Consider the following 16,074-nt stretch of genomic DNA (forward strand, 5'->3'; position numbering starts at 1 on the left):
GGCGGAGCGGACGGGACTCGAACCCGCGACCCCCGGCGTGACAGGCCGGTATTCTAACCGACTGAACTACCGCTCCGGAATCAGAAAGCGTTTTCGACGTAGTGGCGGAGCGGACGGGACTCGAACCCGCGACCCCCGGCGTGACAGGCCGGTATTCTAACCGACTGAACTACCGCTCCGCGCCAAGCAATACAGCATTTTCAATTGGGTATGCTGCGTTGCGGCGGGAATAATACGGATTCACCGAAAGGCCGTCAACCTCTTTTTTGGTGCATTTGGCTAAAGCTTAATCATCCGGCAGCGAAAGGTCTAAAATATCATCATTCCCGCTGTTTTTTTGAGCTTTCCCGGCTTGTTCTGTCGTTTTTCCTGCCGTATCTGTTGCGGTAGCCTGTGCCGCTTTTTGTGCTTTTTTATGTTTGAGCGCAGCTACGGGATTTAATTTGGCCACTAACATCACAAAAGTTGATTTTGCATTGTCATTGACGAGCAGCAGAATAGCGCCACCACCAATAACCAGAATGGCCAGATTGAGTAAAATCACCGAAAAAATCGGGAAAGGTTTGGCGGCTTCCTCTGCATTTGCTGTTTCAGTGCCTGCCGTCAGAGTTTCACCATCAGCTGCAACTTTTTGACCTGTAGCCAAAGCTCCGTCAACTGTCACACCGTCCGCACTTTCCCCCGGCGCCACAGCGCCATCCTGCGCAGCCTGGACTTTTAATGCCGCCGCTGTGGCATCATCCACCTGTGGCACTTCCAGTTTTGGACCTGTGGCAGCAAAAGTCACTTCAGGCAGCGTCATGACAAAATCACGCCCAGTGCTGGTTTTACCAAACATGGTATGTTCAACACGGTAGGTACCAAAACCGGCGTTCACAATAGGCAATGTGCGACTGTTGCCTTCCTGCTCACCTAAAGTAAAACTCTGCACTTCCTCACTGGGAAAACGGATCCGCCCCTGCAAGGACACTTTATTGCCGACCGCCGGACCTGGCAGTATGTTGTAGGTCAGCATATGTTTGTCTTGTTCTGTCGCCCCTTCTTTCACTTCAGTGGCCAGCGGCGTGCGGTGCACCAGAATAGGATCCTGAATCAGTTCGCGGGTATAAAGTGGTGTTTTTACAATATATTTAGGGATCCACTCACCGGCCGGAAAATCCAGTTTAAATTCACCGGTAAAAATGGCATCTCTGGGTTTTTCATCGAAGTTCTTGCCGTCATCTTTAAAAGAGGTAAATTCAATCACCGTCTGTAAGTGATTGTCATACTCCGGCTTCTGCGTGCTGATCAGTAGCACATCCAACTGCAGAATATCGCGAAAATCCCTTGCATTAATGGGTTTGCCACCATTGGTCAGCCGGGCTGTGACTTTGAGTGTTTCTCCTACCATTAAATCTGTTGGCAGTTTATCTACCTCCAAATCAATATCGGTTAACACCATAATGCGACTTTCCGGCAGGATCTGCCCTATCGCCTGCCACGGGCCTGGCGTTGGATTACTGATTTTGATCAGATCATAGGTTTTATCTTCATGCCAAATCACTTGTTGTTCTTTGGCGTTGCGCCAGTAAATTTTACTGCCGTCCGGTTTTACCAACACCACAGGTGGTGTACCTCTTTTGCGAAAGAACACCAGCGTGATTTCTTTGACTTCAAAATCAATGCGGAATCTGTTGTCTAACAGCGGAATTTGATTACTGGCGGAAATATCGGGTAATTCCACCAACCCGGATCTTTCAGGTTCAGGTTGTGCTTCGGTGGGCTTGCTGGTGGTGGTCTGTACAGACTGGTTTGTTGTAGTCTGATTTGTTGCAGTCTGAGCGGGCAGATTTTCAGTGCTGCTTTGTGCAACGGCAAACTGAGCACAACATAACAGGGCTAAACAGCTTAACATTAACTTCGCCACAGGCAACTCCCACCTTTTTTCTGCACCAGATCCAGACGTTTTTCATGGGCTTCAAGCTCTGCCGCAGAAGCGCTGACAATACGCAAAGCCCCACGGCGGATCAGCCCCTGCACCTGTTGCTGCTGTTGTTGTTCGGCATTGTCCTGATGGGACGCCAGATTTAAGCTGACCTGGCCGCCGGTCATCGCCAGATACACATCGGCCAGAATTTCAGCGTCAAGTAAGGCGCCGTGGAAAGTGCGGTGGCTGTTATTGACATCATAACGGCGACACAGCGCGTCCAGGTTGTTCTTTTGGCCCGGATGTAAATCCCGCGCCATAGCCAGCGTATCCAGCACAGTACAAATACTGTGCACCGGCGGCAACGGCGGATTCAGCAGATTAAATTCGTGGTTAATAAAACCCACGTCGAAGGCTGCGTTATGAATAACCAGCTCAGCGCCCTGAATATACTGAAAAAACTGCTGGGCAATATCGCGAAAACGCGGTTTATCAGCGACAAACTCGTTGGTAATGCCGTGAATATTTATAACTTCCTGATCCATAAAGCGGTCAGGGTTTAAATACATATGAAAGTTATTGCCGGTGAGTCTGCGGTTAAACATCTCAACACAACCGATTTCCACAATACGGTGCCCGTCCTGCGGGTTAATGCCAGTGGTTTCGGTATCGAGAATTATCTGTCGTTTTGCCATCTTCGATTCGTTTTTCAGCGCTTTTGCGTTAGATTATACGCCGTTTAAGCACCTGGGAAGCGTTGATGCGTAAAACTGTGGCAATCTTTACTGATGGATCTTGTCTGGGCAATCCGGGCCCTGGCGGTTATGGTGTGGTGCTGAAATATCAACAACATCTAAAAGAGCTGTCCGGTGGTTTTATCCAGACCACCAATAACAGAATGGAGTTGATGGCCGCTATTGTAGGCCTGGAGAGTTTAAAAGAGCCATGCCATGTGGTGCTGACCACCGACAGCCAGTATGTGCGTTTGGGGATCACCCAGTGGCTGAAAAACTGGAAACGCAATAACTGGCGCACCAGCCAAAAAGAGCCGGTAAAAAATCAGGATTTATGGCAGCGGCTGGATGCTGCGAGCCTGAAGCATCAGGTGGAATGGCATTGGGTTAAAGGCCACGCCGGCCACCCTGAAAACGAACGTTGTGATGAATTGGCCCGTGTGGCGGCCAATAAAAAAGATCAGCTGCCGGATCCCGGCTTTCAAGCCAGCTAACAGCTGCCTTTATATAAAAAAACCAGCGCAACCTGTGCTGGTTTTTGTTTTTGGTCTGAGGCGAATTTTGCACAGCTGCGTCGGCATTGGCTGCAGCACTGTGATTCGCTGCGCATCAGGCATTGCTGGTTATTGTGCACTGTTCCTTGCTTAGGAGCGCGAGCTGCTGCGACGCAAAATCAATACAATGCCCGCTTGAACAGGCCCTGTGATCACAAAGCGCCAACAGCTTCAGGCAAAAACCGTTGCAAAGCTAATTTAAGCGGCGCGGGCTTTTTCAGCCTCTGTTGGTAACCCAAGCACTTTTTTCATAAAGATTGCCGCCGGGCAAAAACCGCTAAAAGCACTTTGCAATAAATTGGCGCCAACAAAGACTGTCAGCCAGACAAAATTTGCATGCACTGTGTAAGTCAGAACCAGACTTAACAACACCATAAAACCGGCAAAAGCCAGAATTGCTCTTTCTACTGTCATATACACCTCAGTTTAGATTTATCTAATATAAAGTCTCTAAAAAGACCCGCAAATTGCGGGTTTGTTCAACCAAAGCCAGGTTATATTTCACCGGCCTTGTTCCTGCTTACTACAAAAAATGCCGCCACAATAAACTGGCCCCCAGGCCAAGCAATAACAGCGCAAAAATACGCCGAAGCAAGGACTGCGGCAGCTTTTGATGTAACGCCAGCGCCAACATACTGCCCAGAGCACCCAGCCCACCCAGCATGCCAATCAGCGTGAGATCAAGCTGTTGCCCCTGCAATGCCAGCTGCTGGTAATGTCCGACAAAACCGACACTACTTTGCAATAACACCAATGCCAGACTGGTGGCTATCGCAGCTGACATCGTCAGACTGGTAATAGCCAGCAATAACGGCACAATTAAAAACCCACCGCCAACGCCGACAAAACCAGTCAGGCAACCCAACAAAAAACCAACCAACACTATTTGCCAGCTGCGTTTAAGCGGCCATTGCCAAATCTGCTGTTGCCACATATTCAGCGCACTCAGACTCATCAACAGCGCCAGCAATAACAATTGCCACTGCGCTGCGACAAAATGACTGGCCCAGCTGCCAGCCCAGGCGCCCAACATGCCGGGCAACGCCAATTTGAATAACAAAGCCCATTGCAGATGCCGGCGATACAAATAAGGCAGCAGCGCTACCAGACTGATTAAAGCCACCACGCCAAGTGCCGAGGCTATCGCAATTTTTTCAGGCAGTTTCAGCAGATAGAGCAAAACCGGCACTGTCATAATGGAGCCGCCTGAGCCAAACAGGCCAAGGCATAAACCAATAATTAACGCTGCCAGCAAAGTCAGGATCAGCTCCATCACAGCCCTTATTCAATAATGGAATATGGTAATAACTAAAGGAGATATTAATCCTTGTGCTGTGAAGGTGCAAGCCACAACAGCAAAGAAGCGCAGACCCGGTTATCCGCTGCGTTATGCAGTGCCGTCCGCCTGGCTTTACAACAAAGCGGCCGCCAATAAAAAAGCAGAGTCATCAGACTCTGCTTTTTTATTGTTAAGCGCACACAGCAGCACTGGCGTCATCCGGCGAGTGCGAGCCAAAGTACTGTTATTTCATCAGCATTTTTTCCACTGCCGCCAGAAAATCCGGATCCAGCGGGCTCACTTTACTGCCAAAATGCTGCACTGTTTCTTCGTCTTTACTTACCAGATATTTATTAAAGTTCCAGGACGGTTTTTCCCCGGTTTTGGCAATTAATGCTTTAAAAATCGGGTTAGCGTCATCACCGCGAACTGCACTGGTGGAGAACATCGGAAACTTCACACCGTAGTTGATATAACAAACTTCGGCGGTTTTGTTTTCGTCATCATGCTCCTGCATAAAGTCATCGGACGGAAAACCAAGCACCACCAGACCTTTGTCTGCGTACTTTTCTGACAACGCCTGTAACTCTTTGAATTGTGGAGTAAAACCACATTTACTGGCGGTATTTACAATCAGCAGGGTTTTATCTTTAAACTGCTCACACAAATCCACGGTTTCTTTGCTACGCAATTGCTGCATCGAGTGGCTCAGAATGTCACCACACTGACTGGCCTGCGCCAGCGCACTTTGCCCCAGTAATAAAACACCCACACCTAAAATCCAAGTTCGCTTCATGATTTTCTCCTGTTCAAGTTCAGCTGATACGTGACCTGGTGCTGAACAGATCTGCCAAGGCTGTCGTCAGATTGTGCACAAAAGCAGCAAGCTCACACTATCTGCTGCTGATTTCGCCGACAGAATTACCCATAACTGCGATAACAGGCAATAACTTAGCAGACAAATAAATAAAATTAATGGTGACGATAAGAATAAATTGCTTTAGTGGTGAAAAATTTAACGCTAAAACACTGGGCGCAACAAGAAAAAAAACCATGGAAGTAACAACAATGGCAGAGATGATGTCTGGGGACTATGACGCTGTCGATATCGCAGCTGAATTGAAACTAAGTAAAACAAGCGGCAAAGAAAGCAAGAATAAACATAAGCTTGAAGCAAGACGTAAAATTGACGATTTGTTAGAGCAAAAAAGACTGCGCCGTCTGCTGGATCTGGATGACGAAGAAGAGTTAAGCCTGGAGTACTAATCCGCAACTTGGGTGGACACTCAGCATAAGGGGCCTTTACCGGCCCCTTTTTTTATCGCAAGAACATGCTTTTTTGCTGGATTTCAGCCTGAATCCGCCAGCTCTTCGCCTCTTTGGGTGTTCGCGTGGTTAGCGCAAAACATCTGTTATGGCAAAGCGGCTTCAAAACTTAAGGTGAATCCTTCCCGCACTTTATCGGCCAGCTCTGAAGCAATGTCGGCCTGATAAGAGGCTTCCAGCAAATAACGGCCAGCCACTGGCGCGCTAAACACAAATTTGCCAGAGCTGTCGGTTATGTGATGCTTACGCTCCGGCTCATTGCGGTACAACTCGCCTTCACGCGACAAATCAAGTTCAACTCCGGCAGCTGGCTTGCCATCCATCAGCAAAATCACTGTCACTTCTTCACCGGCCACTATGTCGGCAGGATGGCGGTCAAACTGAAATTCCAGCCCTTTGTTCTGAGGCATTAACACCGCCTCTGAAGGTTTATTCACAGTGACAAAAGCCAGCGCCCTGCTGTTGCCCTGGGTTGTCACCACTTTTTCGGCGCCCTGAGGTAACTTTGCAGTCCGCTCTTTTTTATTGGCCATCAGCCGTTTACGTTCACCCTTTAATTCATAACTGGTGAAATACCTTGTGCCGTTGCCAAGCTCCAGCCGGTAAGTGCCGTCAGTGGCAAGCTCTACTTCTGCCTGGGATTTACGTTTACCCTGATAAACCGCCGCAGGTTTGACTTTACTGCCATCGGGCAACCAGACATAAAAAGCGTCCAGCCCTACGCCTTTATCCGCCTGGAAAGTCATGTTCGAAGCCGACACATCAACACTGACAAAACTGCCGGTTTTAGATTGCACATAATGTGAAGGCACCACCGTCAGCGTATGAGCCGACAACTGCGATGCAAACAGCAGCGCCGCCAGTGCGGTTAATTTTGCAATTGCCATCTTAGTTTGTTCCTTTAGTTAAGATAATTTCGCCAAGTTCAGTGCCGGCTTTGACTTTGATTTCAAGGGCGCTTTCATCCCAGCGAAACGGCTGTTTCACCAGATTGCGGCCACCATGCTCACGCGCCGCTTCCAGCACCAACAGATAATCCCCCTGTGCCACAGCTGCGCCAGTGTCGTCTTTGCCATCCCAGCTCAGCTGATAACGGCCCGGGCCTTTAGTGGCGCCTGTTCTGGCATCCACCAGCGGCTGATCAGCACGGCCTGTTTTGCGCCAGAAACGGCGTAAATCTTTGATCCAATCTGGTTTTTCCCGCCAGATTTCAATGAGTCGCACAGGCTTTTCGCTGGCATCTTCCACCCACACCGCCACATAAGGCCGGTGATAAGGGCCATGTTCCGGCTTGGGCAATTCCAGCTGAATATGCAAAGGGGCGGCAGCGGCGGCAGCGGCGGCAGTGCAGCTGAGCAGCAACAATGCAAGGGGAGCAAACTTCATTACTTGATATCCTTTTGTAGTAAAAAACTGTGTTCTCGTGCTGCGCTTGAAAACGCCGCTGTTTGCGTTAATTGGGGCTACTTTTTTGGCTAATGCAGCGCCGCCAGATAAGCAATCAGCAGCAATAAAACGCCAAAAAGTGCGGTATTGATGCCACTGTTGCGCCGCGCAGGCTGGCGCCATAACAAATAAAAACCGCTGATGCCAAACAGCAGGCAAGCCAGCGCCGTGATATCGATCAGCCATTTCCAGCTCACACCTGCATAACGGCCTTTATGTAAATCGTTTAAAAGCGCCAGGGTGCCGGCATATTCAGTGTTAAGTTCCACCCGGCCGCTTTGAAGCTCCACCAATACCGCGCTGTAGCCAGCCGGCCTTTTAAAATCCAGCTCCAGCAGCTGCTCGTCCGGTTCAAAGCTGAAGTTAAACACCGCACCCTGCACCTGATGTTCCGAGCGCAACCATTGTGCTATTTGTTCTGCTTGCCTCGCTTGTTGCAGCTCATCTTCACTCCAGTGCAGCTGCATCAGCGCTGCAGGCAGCTGTAACTCTTGCTGCGCTGAACTGGCTCCCCAATTGTTTTGCCATTCAGGGTGATTGAGCGTGATGCCGGTGGCGGCAAAAAATAACAACAACACCCCGACCAGCATCGAGCTGTATATATGTAATAACCGAATGAATTTACTGAATTTGGCGCTTTGTGCGCTCACACCAACCGCAGACAAAAGCAACCCGCCCTGCTGTGTTATCGAATGCTGCAAATCTTACTGAGAACTCTTCTCATTTGCAATAAGTAAAAAAGCAAACAGCGTTGTCTTTACCTGATCTTTACGTTGTGATGCTGTCCTGTTAGCGGCTAACATCAAGGCAGCAGCAATAAAAAGGAACCTCTGATGGATAAAAAAGCGGAACTGACGGCACTACAACATCAGCTGGCGTTATTACAACAAGCCATGGGCCGGCAACAACAGAGTGTGGTCATCGTGCTCGAAGGGCCGGATGCCGCCGGCAAAGGTGGCATTATCCGCCGAATTGGCTGGTGTCTGGATCCACGTTGGTTGCATGTCTGGCCTATCAGTGCCCCTGATGAAAGTGAGCGCCAGCAGCACTGGCTGCAACGTTTCTGGCAACGTTTACCCCAGCATGGCCATTGGGCCGTGTTTGACCGCTCCTGGTATGGCCGGGTGCTGGTGGAAAGAGTGGAAGGGTTTTGTGATGAGGCGGCCTGGCAACGCGCCTACCGGCAAATTAATGAGTTTGAGCTGTGCCTGCAGCAGGAAGGTATTCGGATCATTAAGATTTGGCTGGATATTTCTGCCGAGGAGCAGCTCAACCGTTTTCGCGCCCGTTTTGAAGAACCGGCCAAAAGCTGGAAGCTGACCGCCGAAGATTTACGCAACAGAGCCCGCTGGGGGGATTATCAACAGGCCAAACAGCAGATGCTGGATTTGACCAGTACAGCCCATGCGCCCTGGCATCTGATTGACGGCAATGACAAACAACAAGCCAGGCTCGATTGTTTTAATTTATTGCTGACCGAACTCAGGCCCGGTATTGACCTGACACTGCCGGAACAACCGGCGTTATTCCGCGATTTTTTTGCCGCTCATCCCAAATAAAAAACCAGCGCCTGAAGGGCCGGAACTCAGTAGTGACTGGTGCTAAAAAGTGTCGGCGCTATTAAAAATCTAATCTGAGAACGGTTTGTCGCCAATAAAAAAGGAGCTTTTAAGCTCCTTTTTTCTGCAACAGGCCGGAATTACTGAGTTTGTGCCAAAGCTTCCAGCACTTCACGCGGTTCTACTTCAGGGCCGTTTAATGATTCGTCCCAGTTGGTGCCAATCAGCACACCATCTTCGTACATTTCTTTGAGCCAACCTTCACAGAATACATCCAGCGCAATAGGCTCAGGTTTGTATTCAGACCACTCTTCACTGCAGTGCAGCTGTGCAGCGGCTTCACTTGACCAGAATGGCATCACGTCTGTGTCTTCAAAATCTACCGATTCCACCACCAGCAAATCTTCACCATGGGCCAGCACCCAAACCTGGCCCTGGGTACGAGCTTCGGCAATAAACTCTTGAAAAACAGGATCATTAATGTACTCAGACATGGCGCTTTCCTTATAAATAACTAAAAGAAGTTGCAAAGAAATTTGCAATAGATGTGCTATTAGACCAGAAAGTTAGCACTGCTGGCGAATTTAATTGCAGCGGCTTTGCTGTCAGCTTTGGTTGGCGAAAAAAATAACGTACAATCTGGCCACTTTTTCTTAGTTCAGGAAGAAAGCGTTATGGCGCAGTTTATTTATTCGATGTACCGGGTCTCCAAAGTAGTCCCGCCGAAAAGAACCATTTTAAAAGACATTTCTTTGTCGTTTTTCCCTGGCGCCAAAATTGGTGTGCTCGGTTTAAACGGCTCTGGTAAATCCACTTTACTGCGCATTATGGCCGGTGTGGATAAAGAATTTGAAGGTGAAGCCAAACCGCTGGCTGGCACCAAAATTGGTTACCTGCCACAAGAGCCTGAGCTGGATATGAGCAAAACAGTGCGGGAAGTGGTGGAAGAAGCAGTGGCCGATGTTAAACACGCCCTGAGCCGCCTGGACGCCGTATACGCCGCTTATGCCGACGAAAATGCCGACTTTGACGCTTTAGCCCGTGAACAGGGTGAGCTGGAAGCCATTATTCAGGCCAAAGACGGCCACAACCTCGACAATATGTTAGAACGTGCCGCTGATGCGCTGCGTCTGCCACCATGGGATGCCCGCATTGACGTGCTGTCGGGTGGTGAACGCCGCCGGGTGGCCATTTGCCGTTTATTGTTAGAAAAACCAGACATGCTGCTGCTGGACGAACCAACCAACCACCTGGACGCCGAGTCTGTGGCCTGGTTAGAACGTTTCCTGCACGACTACAGCGGCACTGTGGTTGCCATCACGCACGACCGTTATTTCCTCGACAACGTGGCCGGCTGGATTTTAGAGCTGGACCGTGGTGAAGGTATTCCATGGGAAGGCAACTACTCTTCATGGCTGGAGCAAAAAGACGCCCGCCTGCAGATGGAAGAAAAAACTGAAAACGCCCGCCAGCGCTCCATTAAACAAGAACTGGAATGGGTGCGCACCAATCCAAAAGGCCGTCATGCCAAGTCCAAAGCGCGGATGGCGCGTTTTGAAGAATTGCAAAGCCAGGAATTCCAAAAACGCAACGAAACCAACGAGTTGTTTATTCCGCCAGGACCACGTTTAGGCGACAAAGTGCTGGAAGTGAATAACCTGCGTAAATCTTATGGCGACCGCGTGCTGATTGACGACTTAAGTTTCAGCATTCCTAAAGGTGCCATTGTGGGCATTATCGGTGCCAACGGCGCCGGTAAATCCACCTTGTTCCGGATGATTTCCGGCACTGAGCAGCCGGACAGCGGCACTATTTCATTAGGTGAAACAGTGCAGTTAGCCAGTGTTGACCAGTTCCGCGACAATATGAATCCAAAAAATACCGTGTGGCAGGAAATTTCCAACGGTCAGGACATGCTGCAAATTGGTAACTTCACTATTCCAAGCCGCGCTTATGTGGGTCGTTTTAACTTTAAAGGCAATGACCAGCAGAAGTTTATCGGTGAGTTATCCGGTGGTGAACGTAACCGCGTGCATTTAGCGGCGCTGTTAAAAGCCGGCGGCAACATGTTGTTACTCGACGAACCGACCAACGATTTGGACGTTGAAACCCTGCGCGCACTGGAAAACGCCATCCTCGATTTCCCTGGCTGCGCCATGGTGATCTCGCACGACCGCTGGTTCCTCGACCGTATCGCCACCCATATTCTGGATTACCGCGACGAAGGCAAAGTGAACTTCTTCGAAGGTAACTATTCAGACTACGAAGCCTGGGTGAAGGCGACTTATGGCGCGGCAGCATTAGAGCCGCACCGTATTCGTTATAAGAAAATTTAAGCTGCGCTTGGCGGCTGGCTTGTAACGCTGCCGGTTTACTGGCAGCTAAGCGCTTTGAAAATCCCTGCTTGGCGGGGATTTTTTATTTGTGCTTTTTAATGCCTGCGGCATGGCGAGGATGTTGGGTTCGTTGCAACTCGCTGGCGTCGTTGTTTTTTTCATGCCTGCGGCATGGCGCTAATGCCGGGTCTCGCCCCGGCGGGCGAGTCCCTTTCTTTGCTGACAAAGAAAGGGACACAAAGAAATCACCCCGAGATCGCTCGAAAGCCCGCTGTTTTGACCAATTTTGAGACGCCGCCAAAACTCGACGGCTGCTAGCGTCAGCCGTCTCAAACAGTTGGCGTCTTAAAACCTCAAAACCGGCCAAAACAACGGCTCGCTTGACGGGGAAAAAGAGCGGTATTGCTTTGAAATTTCTGGTTTTAGCGAAAAACAGTTGTTTTCAATAGAAACTGTCAAAAACGAATGTCGGCTTTGCCTCGTTGAGAAGATTCATATTTTTGTGAACCCAACGCATTGCCAAAGGCATCGGGTAAAACAAAGCCCCGGTTAAAACGAAGGGGTTTTGTTAATTTATGGGTGTCCTACATGTTACTCAGTCAAATGTCTGACGAAGAACAGCGCACCATCCAATCACTGATCGACGGCATGATTTTAAAGCACACCGTCAGTCAGTTGACGGCTAAGTAAGGGCTTCTATTTTAAAGCCTTAAAAGAAGCACCTTTTCTAAGGGGCTTTGGGGTTATTTATTGTCTAGAGACCTGATTATTTTTAGCAAGTCTTCAGGGATACCACCAGATACTTGCACATGAAAAACAGCATAAGCATCATATAATTTTTCATTTAGCCGAAGTGGGCTTTCATGATGGAAAGCCACCTGTGCTGGCACGGACTCCCAAGGAACTGCGGTCTGTAACTTACCACATTCGATATCGTTAAAAAGCGGGGTCAATGCCCTTAAGACCCCTGCGGCTAAATCGTCTTCACCAGCTAAATTTTCAAGTTGAGCCTTCAAATTCGAAGTTGCTTCTTTTAATCTCATCAGATCCATGTCAGTTTCCAATACCTCAGGGTCAGGTCTTGAAATGTGCTTTGTTTTAGTTTTTTCCGCAAGCACAAGTAAACAAATCACCAAGCCAGCGCTTTTTCCTCCCCGTTTAGCCGAGCCGATAAAAATTGAAAGTTTGAGGTTTTAAGACGCCAACTGTTTGAGGCAAGTGACGGTAGCACTTGCCGAGTTTTGGCGGCGCCTCAAACTTTTGATTTTTAGCGGGCTTTCGAAGGCTTACCGGGGTCGTTTTTTGCGTCACTTTTTGTCGACACAAAAAGTGACTCGCCCGCGGGGGCGAGACCCCGCATCCGTGCCATGCCGCAGGGCATCAAATAAAACAAACACTTAGCTTGTTAATGCTCACAGTCACCAGCAACGAACCAAACCACCAAACGCAGCGCTTTTCTCCCCTTTAAGATAATTGGACTCCCCCAACTCATAGCACTGGATTAATCTTTCAGCGCTCAGGCAACAATATTTGGAGTCCCACATGCAAACGACAATCACGGGTGTTGATTTAGCAAAAAAGGAAATTCAGGTTTGTGTTTGTAAACACAATAAGGTGCTGTCTAATCAGGCTATGACACCAACGCAATTTGCTTCCTGGCTAGCTTCTTCAAAACCCATGACGATTGTCTTTGAGGCATGCAGCACATCCAATTACTGGAAACAAATGGCGCTTAAATATGGGCATGATGCCCGGCTTATTTCCGCCAAACTTGTGGCCAGTGTGAGACAAAACCAAAAAACAGATAAAAATGATGCTTTGGCCATTGCTCAGGCCGCTCAGCTGATTGATGTTTCGTTTATTAACGGCAAATCAAAAGAGCAGCAGGAACTGCAAACTCTGGCCCGGTTACGGGAGTTGGCCGTGAAACATAAAGTGGCGATAGAGAATCAGATAAAATCGCTGTTGCTGGAGTTTAATATCCGGATTTCACCACGTCAGGGCGGTTTGAGCGGTGTTGTGCAGGCCGTGCTGGAAGATGCTGAAAATGGCTTCTCAATGGTATTTCGCGAAGCATTAAAAACCGCATGGGAGCAGCTGATGCAACGGATTGATTCGGTTAAAAAGTATGACGCTTATCTGGAAACTGCGGCGAACCAGCATCCGGTTTGTAAATCTCTGCAAGCTTTGGAGGGCGTGGGGCCATTAAATGCAATCAATCTTTATATTGTGCTGGGTTGCGAGGAAATGGGGCAATTTAAAAAAGGCCGTGATGCCTCTGCCTGTATTGGTTTAACTCCGGCTCAACATAGTTCGGGTGGCAAAGTGAAACTCGGCTCTGTCAGCAAATATGTGAAAAACCACACCATCAGAAGCTATTTAGTCTGTGGCGCTATGGCTGTTGTTAATCAAACGCTCCGGCGCATCGCCAAAACAAAAAAGGATTTATGGATACAACAAATGGTCGCACGCAGAGGAAAACGCTGCACCGCTGTTGCACTGGCCAATAAAACTGTCAGAACCGCCTTTGCGATGATAACCAAAGGCACAGAATACAAAGCAGAACTTCTGGCTGCTTAACCAGGTTTGTCAAACAACAAAATGCTCAATAAAAGATAAAAATCAACTTGTTAAGTCAGTGGCTCGGTAAGAGCTTCGAGCTCGCCGTTTAGATGTGACAACAAGTTCGCGTAAATATCATAGAGCCTGGGATAGCAACCCAATCAGAGCTCGTACATAAGCACGCATTTATTCTTTTATTGATGGTGATGTTGTTGACAAGGGGGAGTCCACATAAGCCGAGCCGATAAAAATTGAAAGTTTGAGGTTTTAAGACGCCAACTGTTTGAGGCAAGCGACGGTAGCGCTTGCCGAGTTTTGGCGGCGCCTCAAACTTTTGATTTTTAGCGGGCTTTCGAAGGCTTACCGGGGTCGTTTTTTGCGTCACTTTTTGTCGACACAAAAAGTGACTCGCCCGCGGGGGCGAGTCCCCGCATTCGCGCTATGCCGCAGGCTTAACACAATCTCATTAATAACAGCTATTTACCATATCAACGAGCGTTTAGATGCAATGTCCCGATATTGCTCAGTGGTCATGTAACCTATGTTGTTGCACTCACACCGCCTGGGATCCAGGCGGCAACAACCTCAGCTGGTAACCCAAAACCAACATAAAAAAACCATCCCCAATGGAGATGGTTTTTAACTGGAACTGGGCAGTAACTCAACGCCCCTGCCGGGGAACAGCAGCTACAGAACCCTAGTGCCCCCAGCCTTTGCCGTAGCGGTCAAAGGTGAAGGTTTTGTCTTTGATAGTGCCACCCGGAAACTGCAACCTTTTATTGGTTTGGGTGTGAAACTCCAGGCCCTGTGCTTCCTGTTTAATGCCGTTGCCTTTACCTGAGGCGCTTAATAACTGGATGGGCAAAGCGGCCAGAATATTCAGCACGCCGGTTTGCACATCAGCATCACAAGCATCCCAGGTTTCCTGATCAATCTGGATAGTGACGTTATAAGGCACACCACCACCGCTGATCACCGGAAACTGATTATTAACAAACCAGACCATTTAGTTGCCCTGCCCCATCAGTTGGTTCATCGATGCAGTGGCAACGCCCAGCAGGATATAAACCCCTATCGGGCTGCTGGTTTTAACCGTAATGGTATTGTCATTGTTGTGGGTGACTGTAGTGGTGCTGCCGCCGCTGCCTTCTGCCACAAAAAATGGCCAGAAGCCGCCTTCGGCTGCCGTTTGCAGCTTGGTCACTTCTTCAGATGAAAAAGTGGCGGTGGAGCTCATGGTCAGGTTGATGTCGTCCGCTAAAAACAGCTTGGTCACTACCCGGTTAAAGGTACCGCTGCCGCCAAAATATTTATTCCAGTCGGCGGCACGGCTCCACACAGTGGCGTCGTTGGGCGAGGTAAAAGCCCGTAACAGCGCGTCCGAAGAATACCAGGCGCCATATTTGACACCGGCCACATTAAAATCTTGCCCAACAGCAACAGGCCCAACATCTATCGAGACCTGACGGCAGCTGAAATTCAGGTTAAAACCACTGCTGACAAAGGTTTGTGATTCTTTGCTGTAGGAGGTTTCGTTGCCCAGCTCAAAAATATCAAACAAAAAGCCAAAAGCGCCTTTAGCCCAGGTGTTGGATAAATCAGCACTGTTTTCCAGATTGGAGATCTGAAAAGAACAAGGTGACGGGTTATTAAAGGCAATAGCCACATTGGCCGATGGCGGGGTAAATCCATAAGGATTACCGTTATTGGAGTGCCAAAGCGCCACTGCAACAGACACCGGATTGTCTATTTCCTGCGTCAGCGCTGTCACACCGGCTTCAACAGTGCCGGATGGGATCTGGTCAATCACGCCCCATTTACGCATCAGCGCCTGTTGTGAACTTAACAGTTTGTCTGGGCTGGAGAAATCCAGAGACGCCGAGTTTTGTGACTGATATTGCAGCCAGCTGGACGCGTAAGCAGTTCCCAGCGCGTTGCTGACAAAGGAAGGTGCAACCAAGCCGTTGAGCACATTACCGTAGTTGCCCTTGAAGGTGTTCACCGGGTTACCGCTAAATGAATTGTTCAGGCTTTGCAGTGGAATACTATCTGCCACTGAGTTCAGCGTGGGCTGATCCATTACCTGAGTACTGCCTGTAGCCACCTGAAAACCAACAGGGTTATTCAGTTGTTTAGCCAGTTGCTGATAATACAAGCCGGCCAGATTTGCTAACAGATTTTGTGCCATGAGTTTTTTCTCCTGAAAGGTTGGCGAAAGGAACGAAAAGCTATTCGTTACGGCAGGCCTGATGCACCTTCAGGTATTCTCCAACCCAAGCTGCAAGGCGGGCCTCAGCCGCGGATTGGGTATGGCATAAAGTTTTAAAAAAAATGGCTGAAAAAGTGAGCAGATACTGATATTTCCATTATGG

At 49.0% G+C, this 16,074-nt stretch carries 17 protein-coding genes and 2 tRNA genes; 5 read left to right on the plus strand and 14 right to left on the minus strand.

Going from position 1 to position 16,074, the window contains the following annotated elements; all coding sequences use genetic code 11:
• Nucleotides 1–2: 2 nt before the first annotated feature.
• The 4 genes from N3Z11_RS17095 to dnaQ all read right to left on the minus strand — a co-directional run bounded on the left by N3Z11_RS17095 (nt 3) and on the right by dnaQ (nt 2,601).
• Nucleotides 3–76, minus strand: a tRNA-Asp gene (locus N3Z11_RS17095).
• A 26-nt stretch (nt 77–102) separates the two neighbouring features.
• Nucleotides 103–179: transfer RNA gene (locus N3Z11_RS17100), tRNA-Asp, on the minus strand.
• Nucleotides 180–286: 107 nt separating this feature from the next.
• Complete coding sequence (locus N3Z11_RS17105) at nt 287–1,906, minus strand: TIGR03503 family protein (protein WP_260658416.1); 1,620 nt, start codon at nt 1,904–1,906, stop codon at nt 287–289.
• On the minus strand, nt 1,894–2,601 hold the full coding sequence (dnaQ, locus tag N3Z11_RS17110; protein WP_260658417.1) for a DNA polymerase III subunit epsilon: 708 nt from the start codon (nt 2,599–2,601) through the stop codon (nt 1,894–1,896). Before dnaQ ends, N3Z11_RS17105 begins: the two co-directional genes overlap by 13 nt.
• Nucleotides 2,602–2,666: 65 nt before the next feature.
• Here dnaQ and rnhA point away from each other — a divergent pair, with 65 nt between their 5' ends.
• Nucleotides 2,667–3,134: a ribonuclease HI gene (gene rnhA / locus N3Z11_RS17115; protein ID WP_260658418.1), complete on the plus strand. Its 468-nt coding sequence runs from the start codon at nt 2,667–2,669 to the stop codon at nt 3,132–3,134.
• 258 nt (nt 3,135–3,392) lie between these two features.
• Here the strand turns inward: rnhA and N3Z11_RS17120 are convergent, their stop codons facing one another.
• The 3 genes from N3Z11_RS17120 to N3Z11_RS17130 form a co-directional block, all read right to left on the minus strand.
• Complete coding sequence (locus N3Z11_RS17120; protein ID WP_260658419.1) at nt 3,393–3,608, minus strand: DUF2892 domain-containing protein; 216 nt, start codon at nt 3,606–3,608, stop codon at nt 3,393–3,395.
• 109 nt (nt 3,609–3,717) lie between these two features.
• Nucleotides 3,718–4,467 (minus strand): sulfite exporter TauE/SafE family protein, encoded by a 750-nt coding sequence (locus N3Z11_RS17125; RefSeq protein ID WP_260658420.1) that lies wholly within the window; start codon nt 4,465–4,467, stop codon nt 3,718–3,720.
• A gap of 250 nt (nt 4,468–4,717) precedes the next feature.
• Nucleotides 4,718–5,269, minus strand: a complete 552-nt coding sequence (locus N3Z11_RS17130) for a glutathione peroxidase (RefSeq protein ID WP_260658421.1) — start codon at nt 5,267–5,269, stop codon at nt 4,718–4,720.
• 257 nt (nt 5,270–5,526) lie between these two features.
• Between N3Z11_RS17130 and N3Z11_RS17135 the strand changes: the two genes are divergently transcribed.
• On the plus strand, nt 5,527–5,739 hold the full coding sequence (locus N3Z11_RS17135) for a PA3496 family putative envelope integrity protein (protein ID WP_260658422.1): 213 nt from the start codon (nt 5,527–5,529) through the stop codon (nt 5,737–5,739).
• 146 nt (nt 5,740–5,885) lie between these two features.
• Here the strand turns inward: N3Z11_RS17135 and N3Z11_RS17140 are convergent, their stop codons facing one another.
• The 3 genes from N3Z11_RS17140 to N3Z11_RS17150 form a co-directional block, all read right to left on the minus strand.
• Nucleotides 5,886–6,686, minus strand: a complete 801-nt coding sequence (locus N3Z11_RS17140) for a DUF4198 domain-containing protein (protein ID WP_260658423.1) — start codon at nt 6,684–6,686, stop codon at nt 5,886–5,888.
• A gap of 1 nt (nt 6,687) precedes the next feature.
• Entirely contained in the window at nt 6,688–7,185 is a 498-nt protein-coding gene (locus N3Z11_RS17145; RefSeq protein ID WP_260658424.1) for a DUF2271 domain-containing protein, read from the minus strand.
• A gap of 89 nt (nt 7,186–7,274) precedes the next feature.
• On the minus strand, nt 7,275–7,895 hold the full coding sequence (locus tag N3Z11_RS17150; protein ID WP_260658425.1) for a PepSY-associated TM helix domain-containing protein: 621 nt from the start codon (nt 7,893–7,895) through the stop codon (nt 7,275–7,277).
• Nucleotides 7,896–8,078: 183 nt separating this feature from the next.
• On the opposite strand from N3Z11_RS17150, the gene N3Z11_RS17155 reads away from it, so the two are divergent.
• On the plus strand, nt 8,079–8,804 hold the full coding sequence (locus N3Z11_RS17155; RefSeq protein ID WP_260658426.1) for a polyphosphate kinase 2 family protein: 726 nt from the start codon (nt 8,079–8,081) through the stop codon (nt 8,802–8,804).
• Nucleotides 8,805–8,944: 140 nt separating this feature from the next.
• Here N3Z11_RS17155 and N3Z11_RS17160 read toward each other — a convergent pair whose 3' ends face one another.
• Complete coding sequence (locus N3Z11_RS17160; RefSeq protein ID WP_260658427.1) at nt 8,945–9,298, minus strand: DUF2750 domain-containing protein; 354 nt, start codon at nt 9,296–9,298, stop codon at nt 8,945–8,947.
• A gap of 180 nt (nt 9,299–9,478) precedes the next feature.
• Between N3Z11_RS17160 and ettA the strand changes: the two genes are divergently transcribed.
• Complete coding sequence (gene ettA / locus N3Z11_RS17165; RefSeq protein ID WP_260658428.1) at nt 9,479–11,140, plus strand: energy-dependent translational throttle protein EttA; 1,662 nt, start codon at nt 9,479–9,481, stop codon at nt 11,138–11,140.
• Nucleotides 11,141–11,883: 743 nt separating this feature from the next.
• On the opposite strand, the gene N3Z11_RS17170 is transcribed toward ettA, so the two are convergent.
• Nucleotides 11,884–12,192 (minus strand): hypothetical protein, encoded by a 309-nt coding sequence (locus tag N3Z11_RS17170; protein ID WP_260658429.1) that lies wholly within the window; start codon nt 12,190–12,192, stop codon nt 11,884–11,886.
• A 490-nt stretch (nt 12,193–12,682) separates the two neighbouring features.
• Here N3Z11_RS17170 and N3Z11_RS17175 point away from each other — a divergent pair, with 490 nt between their 5' ends.
• A complete protein-coding gene (locus tag N3Z11_RS17175) occupies nt 12,683–13,720 on the plus strand; it encodes an IS110 family transposase (protein ID WP_260658430.1) in 1,038 nt (345 codons plus the stop codon).
• A 679-nt stretch (nt 13,721–14,399) separates the two neighbouring features.
• On the opposite strand, the gene N3Z11_RS17180 is transcribed toward N3Z11_RS17175, so the two are convergent.
• Both N3Z11_RS17180 and N3Z11_RS17185 read right to left on the minus strand, forming a co-directional pair.
• Nucleotides 14,400–14,708 carry a hypothetical protein gene (locus tag N3Z11_RS17180; RefSeq protein ID WP_260658431.1) on the minus strand — a complete coding sequence of 103 codons (309 nt, stop codon included), beginning with the start codon at nt 14,706–14,708 and terminating at the stop codon, nt 14,400–14,402.
• On the minus strand, nt 14,709–15,890 hold the full coding sequence (locus N3Z11_RS17185; RefSeq protein ID WP_260658432.1) for a hypothetical protein: 1,182 nt from the start codon (nt 15,888–15,890) through the stop codon (nt 14,709–14,711).
• Between the last annotated feature and the right edge of the window lie 184 nt (nt 15,891–16,074).

The sequence above is a fragment of the Rheinheimera sp. 4Y26 genome (assembly GCF_025245835.1).
Taxonomy (GTDB): Bacteria; Pseudomonadota; Gammaproteobacteria; order Enterobacterales; family Alteromonadaceae; genus Pararheinheimera.

Coding starts and splice junctions, on each gene's coding strand:
- N3Z11_RS17185 (WP_260658432.1), bottom strand. CDS start 15,890: ATGGCACAAAATCTGTTAGCAAATCTGGCCGGCTTGTATTATCAGCAA.
- rnhA (WP_260658418.1), top strand. CDS start 2,667: ATGCGTAAAACTGTGGCAATCTTTACTGATGGATCTTGTCTGGGCAAT.
- N3Z11_RS17125 (WP_260658420.1), bottom strand. CDS start 4,467: ATGGAGCTGATCCTGACTTTGCTGGCAGCGTTAATTATTGGTTTATGC.
- N3Z11_RS17180 (WP_260658431.1), bottom strand. CDS start 14,708: ATGGTCTGGTTTGTTAATAATCAGTTTCCGGTGATCAGCGGTGGTGGT.
- N3Z11_RS17170 (WP_260658429.1), bottom strand. CDS start 12,192: ATGGATCTGATGAGATTAAAAGAAGCAACTTCGAATTTGAAGGCTCAA.
- N3Z11_RS17155 (WP_260658426.1), top strand. CDS start 8,079: ATGGATAAAAAAGCGGAACTGACGGCACTACAACATCAGCTGGCGTTA.
- dnaQ (WP_260658417.1), bottom strand. CDS start 2,601: ATGGCAAAACGACAGATAATTCTCGATACCGAAACCACTGGCATTAAC.
- N3Z11_RS17135 (WP_260658422.1), top strand. CDS start 5,527: ATGGAAGTAACAACAATGGCAGAGATGATGTCTGGGGACTATGACGCT.
- N3Z11_RS17140 (WP_260658423.1), bottom strand. CDS start 6,686: ATGGCAATTGCAAAATTAACCGCACTGGCGGCGCTGCTGTTTGCATCG.
- N3Z11_RS17160 (WP_260658427.1), bottom strand. CDS start 9,298: ATGTCTGAGTACATTAATGATCCTGTTTTTCAAGAGTTTATTGCCGAA.
- N3Z11_RS17130 (WP_260658421.1), bottom strand. CDS start 5,269: ATGAAGCGAACTTGGATTTTAGGTGTGGGTGTTTTATTACTGGGGCAA.
- ettA (WP_260658428.1), top strand. CDS start 9,479: ATGGCGCAGTTTATTTATTCGATGTACCGGGTCTCCAAAGTAGTCCCG.
- N3Z11_RS17175 (WP_260658430.1), top strand. CDS start 12,683: ATGCAAACGACAATCACGGGTGTTGATTTAGCAAAAAAGGAAATTCAG.
- N3Z11_RS17145 (WP_260658424.1), bottom strand. CDS start 7,185: ATGAAGTTTGCTCCCCTTGCATTGTTGCTGCTCAGCTGCACTGCCGCC.
- N3Z11_RS17120 (WP_260658419.1), bottom strand. CDS start 3,608: ATGACAGTAGAAAGAGCAATTCTGGCTTTTGCCGGTTTTATGGTGTTG.